The sequence below is a fragment of the Flavobacterium lacisediminis genome (assembly GCF_025909975.1).
Taxonomy (GTDB): Bacteria; Bacteroidota; Bacteroidia; order Flavobacteriales; family Flavobacteriaceae; genus Flavobacterium; species Flavobacterium lacisediminis.
In genome coordinates this window covers 115,616-140,035 of record NZ_JAPCIO010000007.1, presented here as the reverse complement: position 1 = coordinate 140,035, position 24,420 = coordinate 115,616, and the positions used below count along the sequence as shown (strand labels likewise).

The following is a 24,420-nucleotide window of genomic DNA, read 5'->3' as shown; positions in this document are numbered from 1 at the left end:
ATCCACTAATCACTTTTAAATGAAATTTCCAAAAGTTTATCCTCTAAAAGAAGTTGCCCAAATTATTGAATGTAATTTTGTGGGTGATTCTGATTTTCCAGTTCGCGGTATGAATGAAATTCATGTGGTAGAACCTGGAGATATCGTATTTGTAGATCATCCTAAATATTATGACAAAGCACTTCAATCGGCAGCAACAATTGTTTTAATAAACAAAGAAGTGGAATGCCCAGAAGGGAAAGCATTGTTGATTTCAGACGATCCTTTTAGAGATTTCAATAAACTAACGAAACATTTCAGACCTTTTCAAGCTTCGAATGCTGCGATTTCAGATTCAGCTAAAATTGGAGAAGGAACCGTAATTCAGCCAAATTGTTTTATTGGACATAATGTTCAAATTGGAAAAAATTGTTTGATTCATGCTAATGTTACGATTTACGATAATACCGTAATTGGTGATAACGTAATGATTCATGCCGGAACCATTTTAGGAGCTGATGCTTTCTATTATAAAAAACGTCCTGAAGGTTTTGACCAATTGTTATCGGGTGGGAGAGTAGTGATAGAAGATAATGTAGGGATTGGAGCTTTATGTACTATTGATAAAGGAGTTACTGGCGATACAACCATTGGAGCTGGAACTAAAATTGACAACCAAGTGCATGTTGGTCATGATACTGTGATTGGTAAAAAATGTTTAATCGCTTCACAAACTGGAATTGCAGGTTGTGTGGTTATTGAAGACGAAGTAACACTTTGGGGGCAAGTTGGTACAACAAGTGGTATTACTATTGGTGCAAAAGCAGTAGTAATGGGACAGACTGGTGTTACTAAATCTATAGAAGGAGGAAAAACTTATTTTGGAACTCCAATTGAAGAATCAAGAGAAAAGTTGAAACAATTGGCTAATGTGAAACGCATTCCAGAAATAATTGAAAAATTAAAACAAAATGACAAATAAAGAACGCATTGAGTTTTTGTACAAAGAAGACGGGATAAGAAATGCAACATTTCTTGATACACTTTTGCACGACGATTTTATTTTAGAATGGGACAGTTCAGAGGGAAAATTATTACTTCAAAAAAGTGCCATCATCAATTTGGCTAACGAATTGAAGCAAAATTACATTGATTCTTTCATGGAAATTTCGCATTTCATTGAACAAGAAAATCAAATTGTAGTAAAATACAATCACAAGGTAACAACTATCGAAAACCCAAAAGAATTCGTTTTAATAGCTAAAATAGTAGCCATTTGGGAATTTGAAGAAGGAAAAATCAAAAAAGGATATCAAATTAGCAAACCTAATTAAAAAAATACAATAAAAAATATGTGATTATTTGGTAAAAAACTTACTTTTGCATCACAAATTTAAACACAATTTAATTCATATATCATGAGCGTTTTAGTAAATAAAAATTCAAAAATAATTGTACAAGGATTTACAGGTAGCGAAGGAACTTTCCACGCTTCTCAAATGATTGAGTACGGAACTAATGTTGTAGGTGGTGTAACTCCAGGAAAAGGTGGTTCAACACATTTAGACAGACCAGTTTTTAATACAGTTAAAGATGCTGTTGAAAAAGCGGGTGCTGATACTTCAATTATTTTCGTTCCGCCAGCATTTGCTGCTGATGCAATTATGGAAGCTGCTGAAGCTGGAATCAAAGTAATCATTTGTATTACTGAAGGTATTCCTGTTGCAGATATGATTAAAGCTTATGATTATATTAAAGGAAAAGATTGCCGTTTAGTTGGGCCTAACTGTCCAGGTGTAATTACTCCAGGAGAAGCTAAAGTTGGTATTATGCCAGGTTTCGTTTTCAAAAAAGGAACAGTTGGTATTGTATCTAAATCAGGTACTTTAACATATGAAGCTGCTGACCAAGTAGTAAAACAAGGTTTAGGAATTACTACAGCTATTGGAATTGGTGGTGATCCAATCATTGGAACAACAACTAAAGAAGCAGTAGAATTATTAATGAACGATCCAGAGACTGAAATCATCATCATGATTGGTGAAATTGGAGGTCAATTAGAAGCAGATGCTGCTCGTTGGATTAAAGCTGACGGAAACCGTAAACCAGTTGTTGGTTTCATCGCTGGTGAAACTGCTCCAAAAGGAAGAACAATGGGTCACGCTGGTGCAATCGTTGGTGGAGCTGATGATACAGCAGAAGCTAAAAAACGCATCATGAGAGAAAACGGTATTCATGTGGTTGATTCTCCAGCTGAAATTGGCAAAAAAGTAAAAGAAGTTTTAGGTTAATCCTTTAACTTTCAGATATAAAAAATCCCGCAAATAGCGGGATTTTTTGTTTTTATATAAATTACACTTTTAATTAAATGGGTTTGACCATTTCGTATTGGTATACACATCAGTTCCTGAAAGTGTTCTTAAAAATGCGATTACAGCATTTACTTCTGTTGCCGTTAGATTTAATTGTTGACCAACACCTCCTGGTGTTAATCTAGGATCTAAATTATTATTTCCAGGAGCTAAGTTAATTGTTCCATAGTGCCCAATTGCAGCTTGCAAAGTTGTGATAACTCCTGTATGCATCATTGGACCATTGGTAGTTCCATCTGTTCTAACTAAATCTCTTAAAGAAGGAGCTCTTGTGTTTCCAGTGTCAATTCCTGTTCCTGCAATTGTACCTATAATTCCGTTGTTTAAAGAATTTGGGTCGATATCAAATTCTGGTGCTCTGTGGCATCCTGCACAACCTAAACCACCACTTGTTCTAACGCCATTAGTATTAAAAACAGGAGGCGATAAAAATAAATTTTTGCCTTGATTCTCTTGTGCTGTAAAATTTGAAAAAGGTTGTCCGTCATTAGTAGCTAATGCTCTACCAGCATCATATTTTGAATCAAATGATTGAATACTTCTGATAAATTGAGCCAAAGCACTTTGAATTTTAGCTTCTGTTATTTCTTCGGTACCATAAACAAACTTGAAAAGTTCTTTGTAATAACCAATGGCACTTAATTTAGTAATTAAGTCATCAAATGATAAATCACCATTTTCGCCACTAAAACCCATTTCGCCATGATCTTTTATGGGCATTGTAGTTTGTGTTTCTAAATTTAAAGCACGCTCATTCCAAAAGAATTTTGTTTCAGATGCAAATCTCGAATTTATCAAACGCATTGAATGTCTTCCAGTTGTTCCATTAACTCCAGTACTAGCTACATTAGTATCGCTAAATGCAAATTCTTGTTTGTGACAACTAGCACATGAAATGGTATTGTTTGAAGATAAATTCTTATCATAAAATAAAACTCTCCCTAAAGTGGCACCTTTGTCAGTAATTAAATTTCCTTGAGAATTATCTTTAATGATGTATGCAGGAACTGTTTGATTCGCATAATTAGCTAAATTTCCAAGATCAACTGTTGAACCAAACTCAGCTTCAACAAATGGATATGAAGGAATTTCTTCATAATTGTCATCTGAATTATCATTACACGAAGTCAATCCACTAATAGCTAATAGACTTAAAATAATTTGGTTTTTCATAATGGTTAGTTTTAGGTTTGTAATTATAGGACAACATTTAATAAAAAAGGTTTAATTAAAAGCATGCTTTTTTTATACTTTAAAATATTCCTATATTTGAACTTTATTTAAAAACAAACTAACACGAATATTTACCATGAAATTATTAGAAGGAAAAGTTGCCATCATTACTGGTGCAAGCCGTGGAATTGGTAGCGGTATAGCAAAAGTTTTTGCAGAACAAGGAGCAAATGTTGCTTTTACTTATAGTTCGTCTGTAGAATCGGCAATGGCTTTAGAAAGTGAATTAAACGCTTTAGGAATTAAAGCAAAAGGATACAAATCAAATGCAGCAGATTTTAATGAAGCACAAAAATTAGTGGATGACGTTATTGCTGAATTCGGAACAATTGATGTTTTAATCAATAATGCCGGAATCACAAAAGATAACCTATTAATGCGTATGTCAGAAGAAGATTTTGATAAAGTAATCGAAATCAACTTGAAGTCTGTATTTAATATGACAAAAGCGGTACAAAAAATCATGTTGAAAAACCGTAAAGGTTCTATAGTAAACATGAGTAGTGTAGTAGGTGTGAAAGGAAATGCTGGTCAAGCTAACTATGCTGCATCTAAAGCAGGTATGAACGGATTTACTAAGTCTATCGCATTAGAATTAGGTTCAAGAAATATTCGTTGCAACGCGATCGCTCCAGGTTTTATTGAAACAGAAATGACCGCAAAATTAAACGAAGATGTTGTAAAAGGTTGGAGAGAAGCTATTCCATTAAAAAGAGGTGGAACTCCAGAGGATGTAGCAAACGTTTGTGTTTTCTTAGCTTCTGACATGAGTGCTTATGTGACAGGACAAGTTATTAATGTTGACGGAGGAATGCTTACATAAAAAGTAATTAGTGATTAGTGAATAGTAATTAGTTGGCTATTCACTAATTACTATTCACTAATCACTTAAAGAAAAAATGACAACAAGCACAATTTTACTTCTATTATTGTCAGTAATTATTGCTGCTGTATTGTCGTTTTATCAATATTTATATAAAGTCAAAAATCAGTCAAAATTGTACTGGTTTTTGGCTTTTTTACGTTTTATTAGTCTGTTTTCTATCTTTTTATTGCTGATTAATCCAATTATCAGTCGAAAAATCACTGAAATTAAGAAAACGCCTTTGCCAATTGTTGTGGATAATTCCAAATCAATTTCGGAATTAAAAGCAACGAAAGAAGCTTCAGAGTTATATCAGAAAATTGCTGATAATAAAGCTATTTCGGAAAAATATGATGTGCAATTGTTTTCGTTTGATGATGAATTTCAATCATTGCAACAATTAGATTTTAAAGGCAATCAATCTCATATTGATGGTGTAGCTAAAAATTTAAAACAGTTATACCGAAACACCAATTATACAGTAGTTTTATTTACCGACGGAAACCAAACTATGGGAAATGATTATGTTTTCAGTTTTCAAGAAAACACAAGTGTTTTACCAGTTGTTTTAGGAGATACGACAACTGTTTTCGATTTGAAAATCAATCAAATCAATGTAAACAAATACGCTTTTTTAAAGAATAAATTTCCAGTTGAAGTATTCTTGCAATACAATGGAAATCAAACAATTTCAACCACTTTTTCCATTCAGAATGGCAATCAAACCATTCACAAACAAACCGTTAGTTTTTCGAAAGATAAAAGAGCACAATCCATAACTGTTTTATTAAATGCAGACAAGGTTGGAATCGCCAAATACAAAGCCATAATTTCTTCAAATATAAAAGAAAGAAACACGGTTAATAATGCTAAGAATTTTGCAGTAGAAGTAATTGATCAACGTAGTGAAATTGCTTTAGTTTCGGCGATTAATCATCCTGATTTAGGTGCTTTAAAAAGAAGTATTGAAGTTAATAAGCAACGTAAAGTAACTATTGTTAAACCAAATGAAATCAAAACATTACAAAATTATAATGTTTTAATTTTGTATCAACCAAATACTGCTTTTAAATACATATTTGAACAAAATAAAACAGCTCAAATTAATACGTTTATAATCACAGGAACTGCAACTGATTTCGGTTTTTTAAATCAGGTTCAAGATGATTTATTGTTTAAAATGTCGACACCAAAAGAAGATTATTTAGCAACGTATGAATCTGATTTTAATTTGTTTGCCCAAAGTAATATTGGATTTGAAAATTTCCCACCATTAGAACATAATTTTGGTGTTGTTGCAGTCAAAAATAATTTCAATACATTGCTTTCTGCTAGAATACGAAATGTACAAATTCAAAATCCAATCTTAACTTTTACAGAGAATGGTAGCAAAAGAAAGGCATATTTGATTGGAGAAAACATCTGGAAATGGCGCTTAGAAAATCATTTAACCAAAAAGTCATTTGATGATTTTGATTTGTTCACCGATAAAATCATTCAATTTTTAGTTTCGAATGCATCAAAGAAAAATTTGAATGTGACTTATGAAAGCTTTTATAATTCAGGCGAAAACATTGAAATTACGGCGGAATATTTCAATAAAAACTATGAATTTGACGAAAAAGCACAATTGACAATTCAGGTTGTAAATTCTAAAACAAAAGCGTCTAAAAAATATGATTTACTAAAAGCAACCAATTCTTATAAAGTAAATTTAGATGGATTAGAGGCAGGAAATTATTCGTTTAAAGTAACAGAAAAGCAATCAAATTCTAGTTTTTCAGGTAGCTTTGAAGTGTTGGATTTTGAAATTGAAAAACAATTCGTAAATCCTGATAAATCTCGATTAGAGCAATTGGCAATCAATACCAATGGAAAAGTGTATTATCCAAACCAAATAGAAAATTTAATCAAATCGTTACTCGAAAACGAAAATTATATTCCTACACAAAAAGAAACCATCAAAAAATCACCACTAATCGATTGGATTTGGTTGCTTATTATTGCAGTATCTGCTCTGGCAACAGAATGGTTTACTCGTAAATACAATGGCTTGCTATAACTTAATATTTCCTTAATTTAGGTTTAAGAAAATACAATTCTATAGATATTCTTGTTACATTTGATATAAATTAAATGAAATGAGAAAGTTACTTTTTTTAATAGCGTTGATATTTTCAAATCTAGCTATTTCACAAGATTGGAATTATAATTTTGAAGAAGCTAAAAAATTAGCTGCAGAGCAAAATAAAAATATTGTAATTGTGTTTTCAGGTTCTGATTGGTGTGCACCTTGTATTAAATTAGATAGGAACATTTGGCAATCTGATGCTTTCAAAAAAGAAGCGGCACAAGATTGGATTATTGTAAAAGCTGATTTTCCTAGAAAAAAAGCAAACGAATTACCAAAAGATCAAACCGAACACAACAGAAAATTGGCTGAAAAATTTAATTTAGAAGGAAGTTTTCCATTAGTTGTAATTGTAGATAAAAATGGAAAAGTGTTAGGCAAAATGGGATTCAAAAACGTTTCTCCAGAAGAGTATATCAAAATGATTCATGCATTTGAGAAAAAATGAGAAAAGGTTTAATTCTTTTGCTTTTAGCAACGCAAACACTTTCATTTGGGCAACAAATTTTCAAGAAAAAGCAAAGTTTGTTAGGAAGCCCTTTTGAAATTACTGTTGTGGCAAAAGATTCTATTCAAGGGAATTTATTTTCAGATTTAGCTATTGCTGAAGTAAAACGAATTGAAAATTTAATTTCTGATTGGATTCCTTCCTCTCAAATTTCAAAAGTAAATCAAAATGCTGGAGTTTCTCCAATCAAAGTAGATAAAGAGGTGTATGATTTGGTAGATAGAGCTACAAAAATTTCAAAATTGACATCTGGAGCTTTTGATATCAGTTATGCTTCTATGGATAAAATTTGGAAATTTGACGGAAGCATGACCGCAATGCCAACAGAAGAAGCCATAAAAAAGTCAGTTGAAAAAGTGGGGTATCAAAACATTATTTTAAACCCTAAAGACACAACAATTTATTTAAAGAATAAAGGAATGAAATTAGGTCTTGGCGGAATAGGGCAAGGCTATATTGCAGATAAAATTAAAGTTTTATTACAAGAAAAAGGATGTGATTCTGGCTTGGTAAACGTTTCAGGAGATATTAATACTTGGGGTAAACAACCAAATGGTAATCCATGGACTGTTGGAATTGTAAATCCGATGAATAAAAATAAAGTTTTTGCTACCTTTCCATTAGATGATAGTGCCGTGGAAACTTCGGGTAGTTATGAGAAATATGTTACATTCAATGGAAAGCGTTATTCACACATTATCGATCCACGAACAGGTTATCCAGCAACAGGTATTATAAGCGTTTCTGTTTTTGCAAAACAAACTGAATTAGCAGATGCATTAGCTACAGGAATTTTTGTAATGGGAGTTGAAGTTGGATTAGATTTAGTAAATCAATTAAAAGGAATAGGATGTATAATCGTTGATGATAAAGGCGGAATACATGTTTCTAACAATATAGACATTAAAAAATATCAATAAAGATGAAAAAAGCTTTAATAGTTGTATTAATTCTTGTTGGAGTTACTTCTTGTAATTCAGTAAAAGAGTATGATAAACAATACATCAATGATCCTGATATGAAGTTATCTGCAAGAACTTCTGAACGATATGAAACCACTTTTCAAGTTTACCGAGAAGCTGCTTCTGGAGCAAATGGAGGTAAAACTGGTGGAGGCTGTGGTTGTAATTAAGAATAAATTAAAATGAAAAATAAAATAATCTTTTTATTTGCTTTAGTTAGTAGTGTTGCTTTCTCACAAGAGAGTGATTCAACAAATGTTGCTTATAAAAAACGAGTTTTAGAAGGAATTGAAGTAGATTTTCTTGTTAGTTATTACAAACAAGATGGAGTTCATTCTTCTGTTTCTGGCGGTATAGGTTCTGAAAAACTTACTGATTTAGCTTCAAATATTGTGGTGGCTATTCCTTTAAATGATGATGATGTATTGACAGTTGACATGGGACTTTCGGCATATACTTCAGCATCTTCAAGTAACATCAATCCTTTTAACGCTTCTGGTGCCTCTGGTGGAGGTGACGATGACGATGATGACAGAGCTCCGGTTACAGGGCCATACGGAACACCTTGGCAAGCATCTTCAGGTGCATCTGCTCAAGATGTTCTTGCTTCAGCAGTAGTAAATTACAGTCATAGTTCTGATGATAGAAATTTTATATGGAATGCTGATGTAGCATTTTCTAATGAATATGATTATACTTCTATTGGTTTTGGTGGAGGAATTAGTAAACTATTTAATAATAAAAACTCAGAAGTTAGTATTAAAGGAAACGTGTATTTAGATCAATGGAGACCAATATACCCAACGGAATTACATGAATATTCTAAGAACGGAATTGATTTTTTAAATCAAGGTTTTTTTAATGGAGTTACTGTTTTAGATCAGAGTGGAAATGCTACAACAAGTTATTTACCAACAGCTTTTGATCAATGGAAAAAATCAAATAGAAATTCATATTCGGCTTCATTTGGTTTTTCTCAAGTAGCAACTAAGAAAATGCAGTTTTCAGTATTTTTTGATGTATTACAACAACAAGGAATGCTTTCAACACCATATCATAGAGTTTATTTCGCAGATAAAGCCAATTATTACATTGGTCAAGCTCAATACATTCCTGTATATGAAACTACTCAAAATAGAGGAGTATACCAATTAGCTGATGATGTAGAACGTTTACCTGGTACTCGTTTTAAATTACCATTTGGTGGTAGATTGAATTATTATATAAACGAAAGATTATCTGTAAGGACATACTACCGTTATTATTGGGATGATTGGGGAATTACTTCGCATACAGCAAGTATCGAATTGCCGATTAAGTTGACAGATAAATTTACCGTTTTCCCAATGTACCGTTATTATACGCAAGATGCATCTAAATATTTTGCCCCTTTTGAAACGCATTTGTCAACAGAAAAATATTATACATCTGATTACGATTTATCTACTTTCAATGCTAGTCAATACGGATTTGGAGTAGGATATACAGATATCTTAACCAATGCTAAAATTTGGAAATTTGGTTTAAAAAGCATGGATTTAAGATTCAATCATTACGATAGAAATGATGGGTTGAATGCGAATATCATCACTTTTGGAATTAAATTCGTAGAACAATAATTGCAAATATTATGCACATTTTAATTGTTGAAGATGAAAAAGGAATTGTAGACTTCTTAAAACAAGGCTTAGAAGAAGAAGGATACACAATTTCTACAGCTTCAGATGGAGAAAACGGACTAAAAAAAGCTCTAGACTTACAAGTTGATTTAGTTTTACTTGATTGGATGCTACCAAAAATGCAAGGCGTTGATGTTTGTAAAAACATACGATTAGAAAAAAGCAATCTACCAATCATCTTTTTAACCGCTAAAGATACCGTTCAAGAAACTATTGAAGGTTTAAAAGCAGGAGCAAATGATTACATAAAAAAACCTTTTTCATTTGATGAATTGTTAGAAAGGATTAAAATTCATTTCAGAACAAAAGATGATGTTAAAGTTTTAACTTTAGGAAATATTAAAATTGATAAATCAAAATTTCAAGTTTTTGTAGATAATAAAGAAGTATCTTTGACTCAAAGAGAATTTGAATTACTTGAATATCTAATAAAAAACAAAGGTCAAGTTTGTACCCGAACTAATATTATTGAAGATGTTTGGGACATTCATTTCGAATACGATACAGGAGTTATCGATGTATTCATGAACGCCATTCGAAAAAAACTGAATCTAACTAAAGACCAAGAATTAATAAAAACAATTAGAGGAGTAGGGTATATAGCAAACGAAATTTAGTATGCCAAACACAGAAAAAGCAATCAAAGCCACTTACTTTAGTATTATAGGAAATACTTTATTAGCTTTAATAAAAGGAATTTCTGGATATTTTGGTAATTCCTATGCCATGATTGCTGATGCAATTGAATCTACAGCCGATATTTTTTCGTCTTTTTTAGTGCTCTTTGGTATTAAATATTCAAACAAACCAGCCGATGAAAATCATCCTTATGGTCATGGTAGAGCTGAACCTTTGATTACATTTTTAGTTGTTGGATTTTTAATCACTTCTGCTACTGTTATTGCATACGAAAGTTTGCACAATATTGGAACACCTCATGAATTACCAAAACCATTTACCCTTTTTGTTTTAGGTGCCATTATTCTTTGGAAAGAAATTTCTTTTCAAATTGTTATGAAAAAGAGTATCGAAACTAAAAGTAGTTCTCTAAAAGCTGATGCTTGGCATCATAGAAGTGATGCTATTACATCTGTAGCAGCTTTTATTGGTATTTCAATTGCTTTAATTTTTGGAAAAGGATATGAATCAGCTGATGATTGGGCAGCTTTGTTGGCTTCTTTTTTCATTCTCTATAATTGTTATAAAATTTTCCGTCCTGCTTTAGGAGAAATTATGGATGAGCATTTGTATCATGATTTAGAAGATGAAATAAAAAAAATTTCACATACTGTCAATGGTGTAATTTGCATCGAAAAATGCTTTATTAGAAAAGCAGGTATGAAATATCACGTCGATTTACATGTTATGGTTGATGGTACTATTTCGGTTAAAGAAGGACATGATATCTCACATATTTTGAAAGATACTTTACGTGAAAAATTAATAGAATTAGGACATGTTTTAATACACATTGAGCCTAATTTTGAATCAATTGAACGCTAATTTATGTTTTCATTTTCCTTTAAAAATAGAATTGCTTTTAACTACATAATAAGTGGTTCTGTTCTTATTGCGATTGTTTTTTTATTCATTTATAATATAGTAAAATATAGTGTTAATAAGCACGTAAATGAAGAAATTCAAGAAGAACTCTACAAACATTTAGATGATGTTTCTACAGATTCAAATGATACGTATTTAATTCAGGTGGATCAATGGCGTGCTAGAGAACACAATTCTATCAGTGTGAATCCTGTTTTTGTTGAATTTTATGACAATAACAAACTGCTTATTGATAAATCCCCAAATCTAAAAAGTTCGAACCTAAAACTTTTTCCAGATAGTAACAACGAATTTATCGATACCAAATTAAATAATATACCAGTTAGACAAATTCAAACTGCAATTATCAATAATAATCAAGTAGTTGGTTACCTGGTAGTCGCTATGTCATTAGAAGATTTTGAAATTGTTTTAATATTAAAAAATATTCTTTTAATCACATTTCCATTAATACTAATTTTATTGTTTTTAATTGCCCGTTTTTTTGCCGGTAGAAGTATTAAACCCGTTCGAACAATTATCGATACTTCTAGTCAAATTACTAAAGACAATTTACAAACCCGAATTCCATTACCACAAAATAAAGATGAATTATATGTTTTATCAAAAAACATTAATAATCTTCTAAATCGAATTGAAAACGCAATTGATAGAGAAAAACAGTTTACTTCTGATGCTTCACATGAATTGAGAACTCCGTTAGCAGTAATTAAAGGAACTATGGAGGTTTTAATCAGAAAGCCTAGAAATCAACAAGAATATGAAGAAAAAATTCTGTTTTGTATTTCAGAAGTTGACAGATTAAATCATATGGTAGACCAATTATTGCTTTTGGCTCGTTTTGAAAATCAGAAGCAAAATGTAAAGCAAGAATCTATTTATTTAAACGCTTTAATTTTAGATAATTTGACTCGTTTTTCGGAAAAATCAGAAAGTAAAAAGCTTAAAATTAAAACCGATTTTTCAGAAGATTTTTATTTGCTTTCAGATAATTATTTGTTGTCAATTATCATTAGTAATTTAATCTCAAATGCTATAAAATACTCAAATAGCAATGGTCAAATTGAACTGAAATTAGATAAGATGAATGATAAAATATTCTTTTCAATAACCGATAATGGCTTTGGTATTTCTCAAGATGATTTAGATAAAATTTTCAATTCGTTCTATCGTTCTGATGTTTCTAATCATCCGGAAATAAAAGGAACTGGTTTAGGTTTATCTATTGTAAAACGACTTTGCGATTTATTGAAACTTGAAATTGCTGTAGAAAGTAATTTAAATCAGGGAACAAAATTTGTTTTAAGTTTTCCTTTAGCCAAACTTAAGTAGCTCTTAAGTTTTTTCCTATTTATATTCTTTACATTTGTAATGTAGTTTTTAGTATATTTATAACTACTTAAAAAATATAAAGTGAATAAGTTAATTGTATATTTCCTAATTTCAGTATTTATGTGTGCCAACACATCGATAGGGCAATTATTGAAAGTTCCTAACTTAATTGAACATTACAACGAGCATAAGAATGAATTGACAACAGATTCAATTTCATTTATTGATTACATTGTTTCGCATTATTCTAAAAATGCCGAGAACAATCATGATCATCAAGATTTACCATTTAAAACATTGGATAATTCGTCAAATGTATTATTTGCGTTCTCTTTAACAACATTACAAATTCAAACAATAAAGCCTTTAATTTCCTCTAAAAAGAAATTCTTCTATAATATATCTTTTGAATCCAATTTGATTGCTTCAATTTGGTTACCGCCTAAGTTATTCTAATATTTTTATTAATTGATTCATTATCAATGATTCAATTGTATTTGTCTGATAAAGATAAATGCTATTTGTTTATTTATAAAATTTACTAAAAATGTTAGAAAAAATAATTGCTTTTAGTTTAAGAAACAAACTTATTGTTTTACTCTTTACTTTAGGAGTGTTTGGGTTTGGATTGTTTTCTGTTTTTCAAATTTCTATTGGCGCTGTTCCAGATGTAACAAACAATCAGGTGCAGGTTATTACAACATCTCGAAATTTATCAACACAAGATATAGAACAATATATCACATATCCAGTTGAAATAGAAATGGCCAATTTGCCTAGTGTGAAAGAAATTCGTTCTATTTCAAAATTTGGTTTATCAGTTGTAACCATAGTTTTTGAAGACGAAATTGGAACTTACTTACCAAGACAACTTATCGCTGAAAAAATTAAAACGGCTTCAGAGAAAATTCCGGAAGGATTTGGAACGCCAGAAATGGGACCGATTACCACAGGTTTAGGGGAAATTTATCAATATACTTTAGAAGTCAAACCGGAATTCAAAAATCAATATTCTGTTACCGATTTACGAACCATTCAAGATTGGGTAGTAAAACGTCAATTGTCTGGAATAAAAGGAGTTGTTGAAATTAATACTTGGGGAGGTTATTTAAAACAGTATGAAATTGCTATTAATTCAGCTAGTTTAAAGGCAATGAATATTTCAACTTCTGATGTGTTTACAGCTTTAGAAAAAAATAACAGCATTGCAGGAGGTTCGTATATTGAAAAAACCAATGAAAGTTATTTTATTCGTGGTGAAGGAAAAGTCAACTCAATTGAAGATATTGAAAATATTGTCGTTAAAAATGAATCAGGAACTCCAATTTACATTAAAAATGTAGCGAAAGTGCAATTTGGTCATGCCAATCGTTTTGGTGCGATAACTGGAAATGGAGAAGGAGAAAAAGTATTAGGACAAGTCATGATGCTTAAAGATGGAAATTCAAAAAAAGTAATTGAAGATGTAAAACATAGAGTAGCAGAAATTGAAAAAACATTACCAGATGGCGTTTACATCAACGGATTCTTAGAACGAAGTGAATTAGTAGGAAAAACAACATTTACCGTTGCAGAGAACTTAATTTTAGGTTGTTTAATCGTAATTTTTGTTGTCGTTCTTTTACTAGGTAACTGGCGTTCTGGATTGGTTGTTGCTTCAGTAATTCCACTTTGTTTGTTGTTTGCAATTTCGTTTATGAATATTTTTAATATTGATGCCAACTTAATGAGTTTAGGAGCAATCGATTTCGGAATTATTATTGATGGAGCCGTCATTATTGTAGAATTCATTGCTTTTCAAATCGTAAGTAAGTCAAGTCATTTAGTTGGTTTGGATAAAAAAGAACGTCAATATGAAATTGATCAAATCACGTATAAAAGTGCTTCTAAAATGATGAATTCGGCCATATTTGGTCAGTTAATTATTTTGATTGTATTTATCCCAATTTTATCGCTTTCTGGAGTAGAAGGAAAAATGTTCAAACCTATGGCAATGACCTTTAGTTTTGCATTATTAGGTGCTATGTTATTCTGCTTTACTTATGTTCCAGTGGCAGCATCATTATTTTTAAAACCACAAAAGGAAAACCCTAATTCGTTTTCACAACGATTAATCAATAAATTAAATTCATGGTATCTGCCTGTAATCAAATGGGCTTTACACAATACCAAGAAAGTTTTATATGGTGCGGTTGCCTTGCTTTTCATGGCGATAGCTTTATTTTCAACCATGGGTGGCGAATTTATTCCTCAATTAGATGAAGGTGATTTTGTAATTCAACCCGTTTTAAAAACAGGAACTTCACTATCTAAAACTATTGAAACTACGACTAAAATTGAAAATATCATCTTAAAAAACTTTCCAGAAGTTGAACAAGTGGTGAGTAGAATTGGTGCTGCCGAAGTACCAACCGATCCAATGAGTATGGAAGAAAGTGATGTCATTATAAAACTAAAACCAAAATCAGAATGGGTTTCTGCAGATTCTAAAGATGAATTGGCGGATAAAATTAAGGAAGCTTTAGAAAAACAAATTCCAAACATGGAAATCGAATTTACGCAACCTATCGAAATGCGTTTTAACGAATTAATTTCAGGTTCTCGTTCTGATGTGGCGATTAAAATATTTGGTGAAGATTTAGATATTTTAGCCAAAAAAGCACACGAAGTAGAGAAAACTATACGAAATGTAGAAGGAGCTTCTGATATTATCATTGAAAAAACAGAAGGTTTACCACAAATGTTTGTTCAATACGATAGAAGTAAAATCGCTCGCTACGGCTTAAATATTGCCGATTTAAATGAAATGATTGCTCTAGGATTTGCTGGAAAAGTAGTAGGAAATGTATTTGAAGGTGAAAAACGTTTTGATATGGTCATTCGTTTAGATAAAACCAATAGAACGGATATTGAAGATTTACGAAATTTATATGTTTCTACACCAAATGGAGAGCAAATCCCATTACGAGAACTAGCTAAAATTGAATATACAGAAGGACCAGCTAAAATTTCAAGAGATAACACCAATAGAAGAATTGTGGTAGGAATCAACGTAAGAAACCGTGATTTACAAAGTGTTGTAGATGACGTTAAGAAAATTATTGAAGCTAAAGTTGATTTGCCTCCAGGATATCGTGTTACTTACGGCGGTCAATTTGAAAACTTAGAAAGCGCTAAAGCCAGATTAATGATTGCAGTTCCAATTGCTTTGTTTTTAATTTTTATCTTACTGCATTTTGCTTTTGGTTCTATCAAGGAAGCAATGATGGTTTATACCGCTATTCCGCTTTCTGCTGTGGGAGGAATTTTATTTCTATGGATGCGCGATTTACCATTTAGTATTTCAGCGGGTGTTGGTTTTATCGCTCTTTTCGGAATTGCAGTGCTAAACGGAATTGTATTAATTGAACATTTCAAAGAATTAAAACACAGCGGCATGAAAAACATGAACGAACTGATTTTAAAAGGAACAACAGATAGACTTCGTCCAGTATTATTAACTGCTGCTGCTGCTGCTTTAGGATTTTTGCCAATGGCCATTTCAACAGGAGCAGGAGCAGAGGTGCAACGTCCGTTAGCAACCGTTGTAATTGGAGGTTTAATAACAGCAACACTTTTAACCTTAATCGTTTTACCTGTTTTATTTAAAATTTATGACGAAAAAGAAGAGAAAAAACTAAAATTCAAAAAAATGAAAAACAATAATATCATCATCTTTTTGTTATTCAGTTCGTTGTTAGGTTATAGCCAACAAAGTAATCCAGAATTAGATAGTTTGGTTTCCAAGGCAATTACCAACAATAAAAATATAAAATCTGGTCAATTGCAAGTTGATAAAGCAAAAGTAGCAATAAAACTAGCATACGATTTTGAAAAAACGAATGTGTATTACAGTTACGATCAAAACAATTTAGCTTTAAACAATCAGCCTTTAAAAGTGTTTGGAGCGCAACAATCGTTTGCTTTTCCAACGGTTTATGGTGCACAACGAAAAGTAAATTCGGCTGAGTATGAAAAAGAAAAAGCAGGTTTTGAAATCCAGAAAAATAAACTTTCTCTTGAAGTTTCAAAAGTATATCATGAAATCGTTTATTTAAAGCATCAAGAAAAATTGTACCAGTATTTAGATAGTTTATACCAAAATTTCTCAAAAGCAAGCGACAGAAGATTTGAATTAGGCGAAACTAACTACTTAGAAAAAATTACAGCTGAAGCAAAATTTAGACAGATTAGAACCAAGTTATCTCAAATAGATAAAACCAAAGCAGCTCAGTTAGAATTGTTACAATCATTAGTACAAAGTGATGAAAAAATAGTGGTTGAATCATCAGAAATTAAACCATTAATTAATTTAAAAAACACTTCAAGTAAAGAATTATATACTTCTTATTTAGAAAGTGTTACAAAAAAATACAAATCAAATGAAAGTTTACAAAAACAAAACTGGTTACCCAATTTAAATTTGGAATATTTTCAAGGAAAAAATACTGGAATTTCACAATCTTTGTATGGTTTTCAAGTTGGATTATCAGTTCCAATTTTGTTTAATGGAAACATAGCCAAATCAAAAGTAGCTAAATTAGAATCTCAAGCTTGGGAGCAACAAAAGCAAAACGAACAAACAAAAATTGATGCTTATATTAATCAAAAGAGTAGCGAGTTAAATCAATACCAACAAGCCATCGATTACTATAATCAATACGGAAAGAAAGTATCTGAAGAAATTATTAAAGTTGCCAATAGTAGCTATAAACATGGTGAAATTGACTTTTTTCAATACATTTTAAGTTTAGAAAATGCTACAACTATTCAGGTGGAATATTTAGACGCAGTTATTCAATATAACAAGACACAATTAGATTTACAATATATCAATTTATAAAAATTCAAATGAAAAAGATTTTATACATACTAGCTTTAGTTACTTTTTCTATTTCATGTAAAAACGAAGTAGTTGAAGAAACAGTTAAAGATGATGGATTAATAACGGTTACTGCAGAACAATTTAAATCCTCAGGAATGCTTGTTGGTTCACCATCAGAACAAGATTTTGATGTTACAGTAAAAGCATCTGGTAAAATTGATGTTCCACCACAATATCGAGCTAAAATAACACCTTTTATTGGCGGTTATGTAAAAGCAACTAAGTTATTAGTAGGTGATAAAGTTTCAAAAGGACAAGCTTTAATAACATTGGAAAACACAGAATATTTAGACATTCAAAAAGACTATGTAGAAGTAGCTGAACAAATTAATTATTTAAAATCAGAATTTGAGCGTCAGAAAACGTTGTATAATGAAAAAATTACATCACAAAAGAATTACCTAAAAGCAGAAAGCGATTACCGTCAAGCAAAAGGAATGTATCAAGGATTACGCGAAAAATTACTTTTACTAAACATCAATCCAGCAAATGTTGAAAAGGGAAGATTTACATCCGTTATCACGTTAACATCACCAATTTCGGGAGACATTACCGTTATGAATGCTAATGTCGGGATGTTCATGTCTCCATCTGATGTAATTTTAGAAGTTGTAGATACCAATTATTTACACTTAAATTTAAGCATTTTCGAAAAAGATATTTTACATGTAAAACAAGGTCAAAATATTAGTTTTACCATTCCAGAGGCTAGTAAAGATGTTTTTACTTCAAAAGTACAATTGGTTGGAAAATCGATTGAAAATAAAGATAGAACCATCTCCGTTTTTGGAGTTTTAAATCCAATTGACAAAGCTAAATTACTATCAGGAATGTTTGTTGAAGCTGGAATAGTGATTAGTTCTAAAAAAGGGTTAGGAATTCCTATTGATGCATTAATCACTGAAAACAACAAAAATTTCGTACATTTATTACAAGAAAACAGAGGCAATTATATTTTTAAGAAAACATTGGTAAACATTGGCGAAAAATCAGAACAATTCGTTGAAATTTTATCAAACGAAACCATCAATGAAAACTCAAAAATTCTAACCAAAGGAGTTTTCGATTTAACTAATTAAAAAATAAAAATTATGAACGACGCACATTTACACATGGTTTTTAACCATTTTCCGATTATTGGATTATTCTTTGGAATAGGAATTTTAGCTTATGGAATCATTAAAAAACAAACTATTTTAGTTAATACAGCTTATGTCATTTTTATTGTTTGTATGATTATGGCAAAAGCTACTATGATGACAGGAGAAGGAGCAGAAGAAATTGTTGAAGAGTTAGGCACTTCACACGAAATCATTCACGAACATGAAGAAATTGCTGAAACCTTTATGAAAGTTCTTTATGTTGTAGGAATTCTTTCGATTTTAGGCTTAGTTGCCAATGTGAAAAAGCATGCAAAAGCATCAATTGTTTCTTTTGTTGTCTTGGTTTTAGCAATTGGCGCTGCAGTTTTGTCTAAGTCTGTTGGAACTTCTGGTGGTGAAATTCGTCATACTGAAATCAGAGAAAATGCTAATAATAGCAACGCTTCAATAGAAAATAAAGAGCAAGAATTAGATAACGATGATCACTAAACAAAATATAAATTTTCAAAAACTTTTGTTTATTCGAAAAATTAGTTGTTACATTTGCAGAGTTAAATAATAACAGAAATTATGTTTTTAAATCAATTACATCATCATCATCATACCTCCGCTCAAGCGAAGTAATGATGCTATGTAATTAAATCATATAAATCAGAAACCCGTTTGAGTACATCAAGCGGGTTTTTTGTTGGTAAGCATTTTTTAAAAACTTCTTGGTGTACTCATTTTAAAATTAAATAAAATTAAAATGAACACGTTAAAAATTGCTATTCAAAAATCTGGTCGCCTTCACGATGAAAGTATTCAAATCCTAAAAGATTGCGGAATTTCAGTGTACAATGGAAATGACCAACTCAAAGTTACCGCTTCCAATTTTCCTTTAGAAGTGTATTATTTACGTAATTCCGATATTCCTCAATATTTGATTGATGGTGTAGTTGATATTGCGATTGTAGGCGATAATCTTTTGGTTGAAAAAGGTCAAAATATTCAAATTGCAGAAAAATTAGGTTTCTCCAAATGTAAAGTTTCAGTAGCGGTTCCAAAGAATTTCAACTACAATTCTATTCAAGATTTAAACGGATTACGTGTTGCCACTTCATATCCAAAAACGGTTGTAGACTACTTTTCTTCGAAAGGAATTTCTGTAGACATTCACCAAATCTCAGGTTCGGTTGAAATTGCCCCAAACATCGGACTTTCAGATGCGATTGTAGATATCGTTTCAAGCGGAAGTACCTTATTTAAAAACGGTTTAAAAGAAGTAGAAGTAATCTTAAAAAGTGAAGCTGTTTTAGCGGTTTCTCCTCAAATTTCAGAGGAAGCAAAACAAGTAGTAGCTAAATTACAATTTAGAATCCAATCGGTTTTACGATCAAGAAAATCAAAATATATTTTGATGAATGTACCCAATGATAAAATCTCAGAAATCAGTAAAATTCTTCCTGTATTGAAAAGTCCAACAGTTATGCCATTAGCAGAAGAAGGTTGGAGCAGCGTTCATTCTGTTATCGATGAAGATAAATTCTGGGAAGTCATCGACCAACTAAAAGAAGCTGGAGCAGAAGGAATTTTAGTCTGCCCAATTGAAAAAATGGTTTTATAGAAAATAGTATAAAGAAATTAGAATAAAGAATCATGAAAAAAATATATAATCCACAACCTGAAACTTGGTCAGAAATTTGCAAAAGACCAACTCAAACATTTTCAGATGTTGAAGAAACGGTAAAGCAAATCTTCAAAGAAGTACAACAAAAAGGCGATAAAGCCATAGCAAAATATGCATCTTTCTTTGATGGTGTAACTTTAGAAAATATTCAAGTAACTCCAGAAGAAATTGAAATAGCTAAAAAAGAAGTTTCAAACGAATTAAAAGAAGCCATTCAATTAGCCAAATCGAATATCGAACAATTTCACGCAGCTCAAAAAACAGATAAAATTGTGGTAGAAACTACTATTGGAGTTACGTGTTGGCAAGAAAAACGTCCAATTCAAAAAGTAGGATTGTACATTCCTGGTGGAACGGCTCCTTTGTTTTCTACGGTTTTAATGTTGGCAGTACCTGCAAAATTAGCAGGTTGTAAAGAAATTATTATGTGTTCGCCTTCTGATAAAAATGGAAAAATTAATTCTGCAATTTTGTATGCTGCTGATTTATGTGGTGTAACTAAAATCTATAAAGTGGGCGGAATTCAAGCGATTGCCGGAATGACTTTTGGTACAGAAACTATTCCTCAAGTATATAAAATCTTCGGTCCTGGAAATCAATTTGTAACGATAGCTAAACAATTTGCTTCTCAAAACGGAGTTGCTATTGATATGCCTGCTGGTCCAAGTGAATTATTAGTATATGCAGATGAAACCGCCATTCCAAGTTTCGTAGCTTCTGATTTGCTAAGTCAAGCCGAACATGGAAAAGATAGCCAAGTGATTTTGGTAACTACTAACAAAAACATTTTGAATGATGTAGAAGAAGAAGTTTACAAGCAATTAAAAGAACTGCCAAGACAAGAAATCGCTCAAGTAGCTATAAATAATTCAAAATTAATCTTCGTTGAAACCGAAAAGACAGCTTTATCGTTAATTAACGAATACGGTCCTGAGCATTTTATCGTATGTTCTAAGAATGAAGATTATTTCGTTGATGGCATTCAAAATGCAGGTTCGATTTTTATTGGAAATTTTACTCCAGAAAGCGCAGGAGATTATGCTTCAGGAACCAATCACACTTTACCAACAAACGGCTATTCCAAGAGTTATAGCGGTGTAAATCTAGATAGTTTCTTAAAAGCAATGACATTCCAAAAAATATCAAATGAAGGAATTCAAAACATCGGAAAAGCAATTGAAACTATGGCAGAAGCCGAAGGTTTGCAGGCACACAAAAATGCTGTTACATTAAGACTAAAATAAATGCTATGAATTTAGAAAACCTAATCAGAGAAAACGTAAAAAAAATGAGTCCATATTCCTCAGCACGTGATGAATTTGAACAGTTTACAAAACCTATGATTTACCTAGATGCTAATGAAAATCCTTTTACAAATGGCATAAATCGTTATCCAGATCCACAACAAAAGGAATTAAAAGCAATAATCGCTGATAGAAATAATGTTTCAAAAGACAGAATTTTATTAGGAAATGGTAGCGATGAAGTCTTAGATTTGATTTTCAGAGCGTTTTGTGAACCGAATCGCGATAATATCATTACATTGCCACCAACGTATGGAATGTATGGCGTTCTAGCAAATATCAACGCTATTGAAAATCGTGAAGTTTTGTTAAATGAAGAATTTCAACCTAATGTAGATGCTATTTTGAATGCAGTTGACATCAATACGAAAATAATTTTCTTGTGTTCGCCAAATAACCCAACAGGAAATTCTTTTACAGACTCATCTGTTGTTAAAATTTTGAATCAATTCAAAGGTTTAGTTGTAATTGATGAAGCATATATCGATTTTTCAAAAGATGAAAGTTGGTTAACTGTTTTGAAAGATTTTCCTAATTTGATTATTACGCAAACTTTATCAAAAGCCTATGCAATGGCGGGTTTACGTATTGGAATTTTATATGCATCAAGAGAAATTATTTCTGTTTTAAATAAAATAAAACCACCATACAATATCAACGGTTTGTCTCAAGAAACTGCGGTGAAAAAATTATTGCAAAACACTTTGTCAACTCAAGTTAGAAAGATACTAGTGGAGCGAAATAAGTTAATTGAAGCACTTTCAAAATGTGAATTTGTTGAAAAAATTTATCCATCAGATGCTAATTTTATTTTGATTAAAGTAGATGATGCCAATTTCAGATACCAACAATTTATAGATAATGGAGTAGTGGTTCGCAACAGAAGCAATCAACCATTATGCGAAAATTGCTTGCGAATTAGTATTGGAACGAAAGAAGAAACCGAACAAATTATTGAATTATTAAAAACCTTCAACAATGCCGAAAAGAGTATTATTTATAGATAGAGATGGAACTTTGGTTTTAGAACCAAAAAATTATCAATTAGATTGTTTATCCAAATTAGAATTTTACCCAAAGGCTTTTCAATTCTTGAGTAAAATAGCTAAAGAATTGGATTTTGAATTGTCAATGGTAACCAATCAAGATGGTTTGGGAACAACTAGCTTTCCAGAAGAAACGTTTTGGCCAACCCAAAATTTTATTCTAAAAGCATTCGAAAATGAAGGTGTAACATTTGATGAAATTTTTATCGATAAAAGTTTTCCAGAAGACAATGCGCCAACCAGAAAGCCAAGAACTGGAATGTTAACGAAGTATTTGAATAATCCTGAATATGATTTGGAAAATTCATTCGTAATTGGTGATAGAATTACCGATGTAGAATTGGCCAAAAACCTTGGTTCAAAAGCGATTTTTATTAAAAATGAAGAAAATTTGGGCGGAAATGAAATCGCAACTTCATTGGAAGAATTACAAAATGTAATAGCTTTACAAACTATAGATTGGCAGAAGATTTACGAGTTTTTAAAATTGGATGAAAGAACGGCTTCTATTTCAAGAATCACAAATGAAACAGATATCGCTATATCTTTAAACTTAGACGGAACAGGAAAAAGCAACATCAACACTGGAATTTCCTTTTTCGACCACATGTTAGACCAAATTGCACGTCACGGTCAAATGGATTTAGATATTCAAGTAAAAGGCGATCTAGAAGTTGACGAACACCACACGATTGAGGATACCGCTATAGCTTTAGGAGAAGTTTTTGCAAAAGCTTTAGGAAATAAATTAGGTATCGAACGCTATGGATTTTGTTTACCTATGGACGATTGTTTAGCGCAAGTAGCAATCGATTTTGGTGGAAGAAATTGGTTAGTTTGGGAAGCCGAATTTAAACGTGAAATGATTGGTCAAATGCCAACGGAAATGTTTTTTCACTTCTTCAAATCATTCACAGATGGCGCAAAAGCTAATTTAAATATCAAAGCTGAAGGCACAAATGAACACCACAAAATTGAAGCGATTTTTAAAGCCTTCGCAAAAGCAATAAAAGTAGCGGTAAAACGTGATACAGAAAAAATGATTTTACCTTCAACCAAAGGAATGTTATAAAAAAGTGATCAGTCACAGTCTCAGTTGGCAGAAATAAATCAATTTGAACTACGACTGCGACTGAAAACTGCGACTATAAAAATATGAAAATAGCTATTATAGATTACGGAGCCGGAAATGTGCAAAGTGTTTTATTCGCTTTGGAACGACTTGGCTTTGTAGGAATTGTTACGAACGATTGGATTACCATAAAATCAGCCGATAAAGTTATTTTTCCTGGTGTAGGCGAGGCGAGTAGTGCCATGAAAATGTTGCAAGAAAGTGGTTTAGATGTGCTAATTCCAACGTTAAAACAACCGGTTTTAGGAATTTGTTTGGGCATGCAATTGATGTGTAAACATTCTGAAGAAGGTAACACGAATGGATTAGGAATTTTTGATGTTAATGTTGTGAAATTTTCTCAAGAAGTAAAAGTACCTCAAATGGGTTGGAATACGATTTATAATCTAAAAACGCCATTGTTTAAAGGAATTAAAGAAAACGAATTCATGTATTTGGTTCATAGTTATTATGCGTCTTTATCTGAAAACACAATTGCCACCACGAATTACGAACTCGAATATAGCACGGCATTGCAACGCGAAAACTTTTTCGGAGTACAATTTCACCCAGAAAAAAGTGGAATCTTCGGAGAACAAATTTTGAAAAACTTTTTAAACTTATAATTTGAGCTTGAAA

Annotated in this window: 22 protein-coding genes; 21 read left to right on the top strand and 1 reads right to left on the bottom strand. The window is 31.5% G+C overall.

Annotated features, from left to right (window positions below):
• The first annotated feature begins 19 nt into the window (after positions 1-19).
• The 3 genes from OJ995_RS11070 (at position 20) to sucD (ending at position 2,270) form a co-directional block, all read left to right on the top strand.
• Positions 20-961: a UDP-3-O-(3-hydroxymyristoyl)glucosamine N-acyltransferase gene (locus tag OJ995_RS11070; protein ID WP_264369477.1), complete on the top strand. Its 942-nt coding sequence runs from the start codon at positions 20-22 to the stop codon at positions 959-961.
• Complete coding sequence (locus OJ995_RS11065) at positions 951-1,313, top strand: nuclear transport factor 2 family protein (protein ID WP_264369476.1); 363 nt, start codon at positions 951-953, stop codon at positions 1,311-1,313. Before OJ995_RS11070 ends, OJ995_RS11065 begins: the two co-directional genes overlap by 11 nt.
• 84 nt (positions 1,314-1,397) lie before the next feature.
• The gene (gene sucD / locus OJ995_RS11060) at positions 1,398-2,270 is read left to right on the top strand and encodes a succinate--CoA ligase subunit alpha (RefSeq protein ID WP_264369475.1); all 873 of its coding nucleotides are present in this window, start codon (positions 1,398-1,400) and stop codon (positions 2,268-2,270) included.
• A 69-nt stretch (positions 2,271-2,339) separates the two neighbouring features.
• Here sucD and OJ995_RS11055 read toward each other — a convergent pair whose 3' ends face one another.
• A complete protein-coding gene (locus OJ995_RS11055) occupies positions 2,340-3,524 on the bottom strand; it encodes a cytochrome-c peroxidase (protein WP_264369474.1) in 1,185 nt (394 codons plus the stop codon).
• Positions 3,525-3,660: 136 nt separating this feature from the next.
• On the opposite strand from OJ995_RS11055, the gene fabG reads away from it, so the two are divergent.
• From fabG to hisH, 18 genes are all read left to right on the top strand, one after another.
• Positions 3,661-4,407 (top strand): 3-oxoacyl-[acyl-carrier-protein] reductase, encoded by a 747-nt coding sequence (fabG, locus tag OJ995_RS11050; RefSeq protein ID WP_133606257.1) that lies wholly within the window; start codon positions 3,661-3,663, stop codon positions 4,405-4,407.
• 76 nt (positions 4,408-4,483) lie between these two features.
• Entirely contained in the window at positions 4,484-6,511 is a 2,028-nt protein-coding gene (locus tag OJ995_RS11045) for a hypothetical protein (protein WP_264369473.1), read from the top strand.
• A 79-nt stretch (positions 6,512-6,590) separates the two neighbouring features.
• On the top strand, positions 6,591-7,028 hold the full coding sequence (locus OJ995_RS11040; RefSeq protein WP_264369472.1) for a thioredoxin family protein: 438 nt from the start codon (positions 6,591-6,593) through the stop codon (positions 7,026-7,028).
• Positions 7,025-8,008, top strand: coding sequence for an FAD:protein FMN transferase (locus OJ995_RS11035; RefSeq protein WP_264369471.1), 984 nt, complete (start codon positions 7,025-7,027; stop codon positions 8,006-8,008). The genes OJ995_RS11040 and OJ995_RS11035 overlap by 4 nt, the downstream gene beginning before the upstream one ends.
• A 2-nt stretch (positions 8,009-8,010) precedes the next feature.
• Positions 8,011-8,220, top strand: a complete 210-nt coding sequence (locus OJ995_RS11030; RefSeq protein WP_264369470.1) for a DUF4266 domain-containing protein — start codon at positions 8,011-8,013, stop codon at positions 8,218-8,220.
• 12 nt (positions 8,221-8,232) lie between these two features.
• Positions 8,233-9,669, top strand: a complete 1,437-nt coding sequence (locus OJ995_RS11025) for a DUF3570 domain-containing protein (RefSeq protein ID WP_264369469.1) — start codon at positions 8,233-8,235, stop codon at positions 9,667-9,669.
• Positions 9,670-9,680: 11 nt separating this feature from the next.
• Positions 9,681-10,346 (top strand): response regulator transcription factor, encoded by a 666-nt coding sequence (locus tag OJ995_RS11020; RefSeq protein ID WP_264369468.1) that lies wholly within the window; start codon positions 9,681-9,683, stop codon positions 10,344-10,346.
• Between the two features lies 1 nt (position 10,347).
• Positions 10,348-11,232 (top strand): cation diffusion facilitator family transporter, encoded by an 885-nt coding sequence (locus OJ995_RS11015; RefSeq protein WP_264369467.1) that lies wholly within the window; start codon positions 10,348-10,350, stop codon positions 11,230-11,232.
• 3 nt (positions 11,233-11,235) lie between these two features.
• Positions 11,236-12,624, top strand: a complete 1,389-nt coding sequence (locus OJ995_RS11010; RefSeq protein WP_264369466.1) for a sensor histidine kinase — start codon at positions 11,236-11,238, stop codon at positions 12,622-12,624.
• 81 nt (positions 12,625-12,705) lie between these two features.
• Positions 12,706-13,080 carry a hypothetical protein gene (locus OJ995_RS11005; RefSeq protein WP_264369465.1) on the top strand — a complete coding sequence of 125 codons (375 nt, stop codon included), beginning with the start codon at positions 12,706-12,708 and terminating at the stop codon, positions 13,078-13,080.
• A gap of 91 nt (positions 13,081-13,171) precedes the next feature.
• Complete coding sequence (locus OJ995_RS11000; RefSeq protein WP_264369464.1) at positions 13,172-17,506, top strand: CusA/CzcA family heavy metal efflux RND transporter; 4,335 nt, start codon at positions 13,172-13,174, stop codon at positions 17,504-17,506.
• Positions 17,507-17,514: 8 nt separating this feature from the next.
• Positions 17,515-18,627 (top strand): efflux RND transporter periplasmic adaptor subunit, encoded by a 1,113-nt coding sequence (locus OJ995_RS10995; protein WP_264369463.1) that lies wholly within the window; start codon positions 17,515-17,517, stop codon positions 18,625-18,627.
• Between the two features lie 12 nt (positions 18,628-18,639).
• Positions 18,640-19,140 (top strand): hypothetical protein, encoded by a 501-nt coding sequence (locus OJ995_RS10990; RefSeq protein WP_264369462.1) that lies wholly within the window; start codon positions 18,640-18,642, stop codon positions 19,138-19,140.
• Between the two features lie 259 nt (positions 19,141-19,399).
• A complete protein-coding gene (gene hisG / locus OJ995_RS10985; protein WP_008257406.1) occupies positions 19,400-20,257 on the top strand; it encodes an ATP phosphoribosyltransferase in 858 nt (285 codons plus the stop codon).
• A gap of 32 nt (positions 20,258-20,289) precedes the next feature.
• Positions 20,290-21,564: a histidinol dehydrogenase gene (hisD, locus tag OJ995_RS10980; protein ID WP_264369461.1), complete on the top strand. Its 1,275-nt coding sequence runs from the start codon at positions 20,290-20,292 to the stop codon at positions 21,562-21,564.
• 5 nt (positions 21,565-21,569) lie between these two features.
• On the top strand, positions 21,570-22,631 hold the full coding sequence (hisC, locus tag OJ995_RS10975) for a histidinol-phosphate transaminase (RefSeq protein ID WP_264369460.1): 1,062 nt from the start codon (positions 21,570-21,572) through the stop codon (positions 22,629-22,631).
• On the top strand, positions 22,603-23,742 hold the full coding sequence (gene hisB / locus OJ995_RS10970) for a bifunctional histidinol-phosphatase/imidazoleglycerol-phosphate dehydratase HisB (protein ID WP_264369459.1): 1,140 nt from the start codon (positions 22,603-22,605) through the stop codon (positions 23,740-23,742). The genes hisC and hisB overlap by 29 nt, the downstream gene beginning before the upstream one ends.
• An 83-nt stretch (positions 23,743-23,825) precedes the next feature.
• Complete coding sequence (hisH, locus tag OJ995_RS10965; protein WP_264369458.1) at positions 23,826-24,407, top strand: imidazole glycerol phosphate synthase subunit HisH; 582 nt, start codon at positions 23,826-23,828, stop codon at positions 24,405-24,407.
• Positions 24,408-24,420 lie beyond the last annotated feature (13 nt).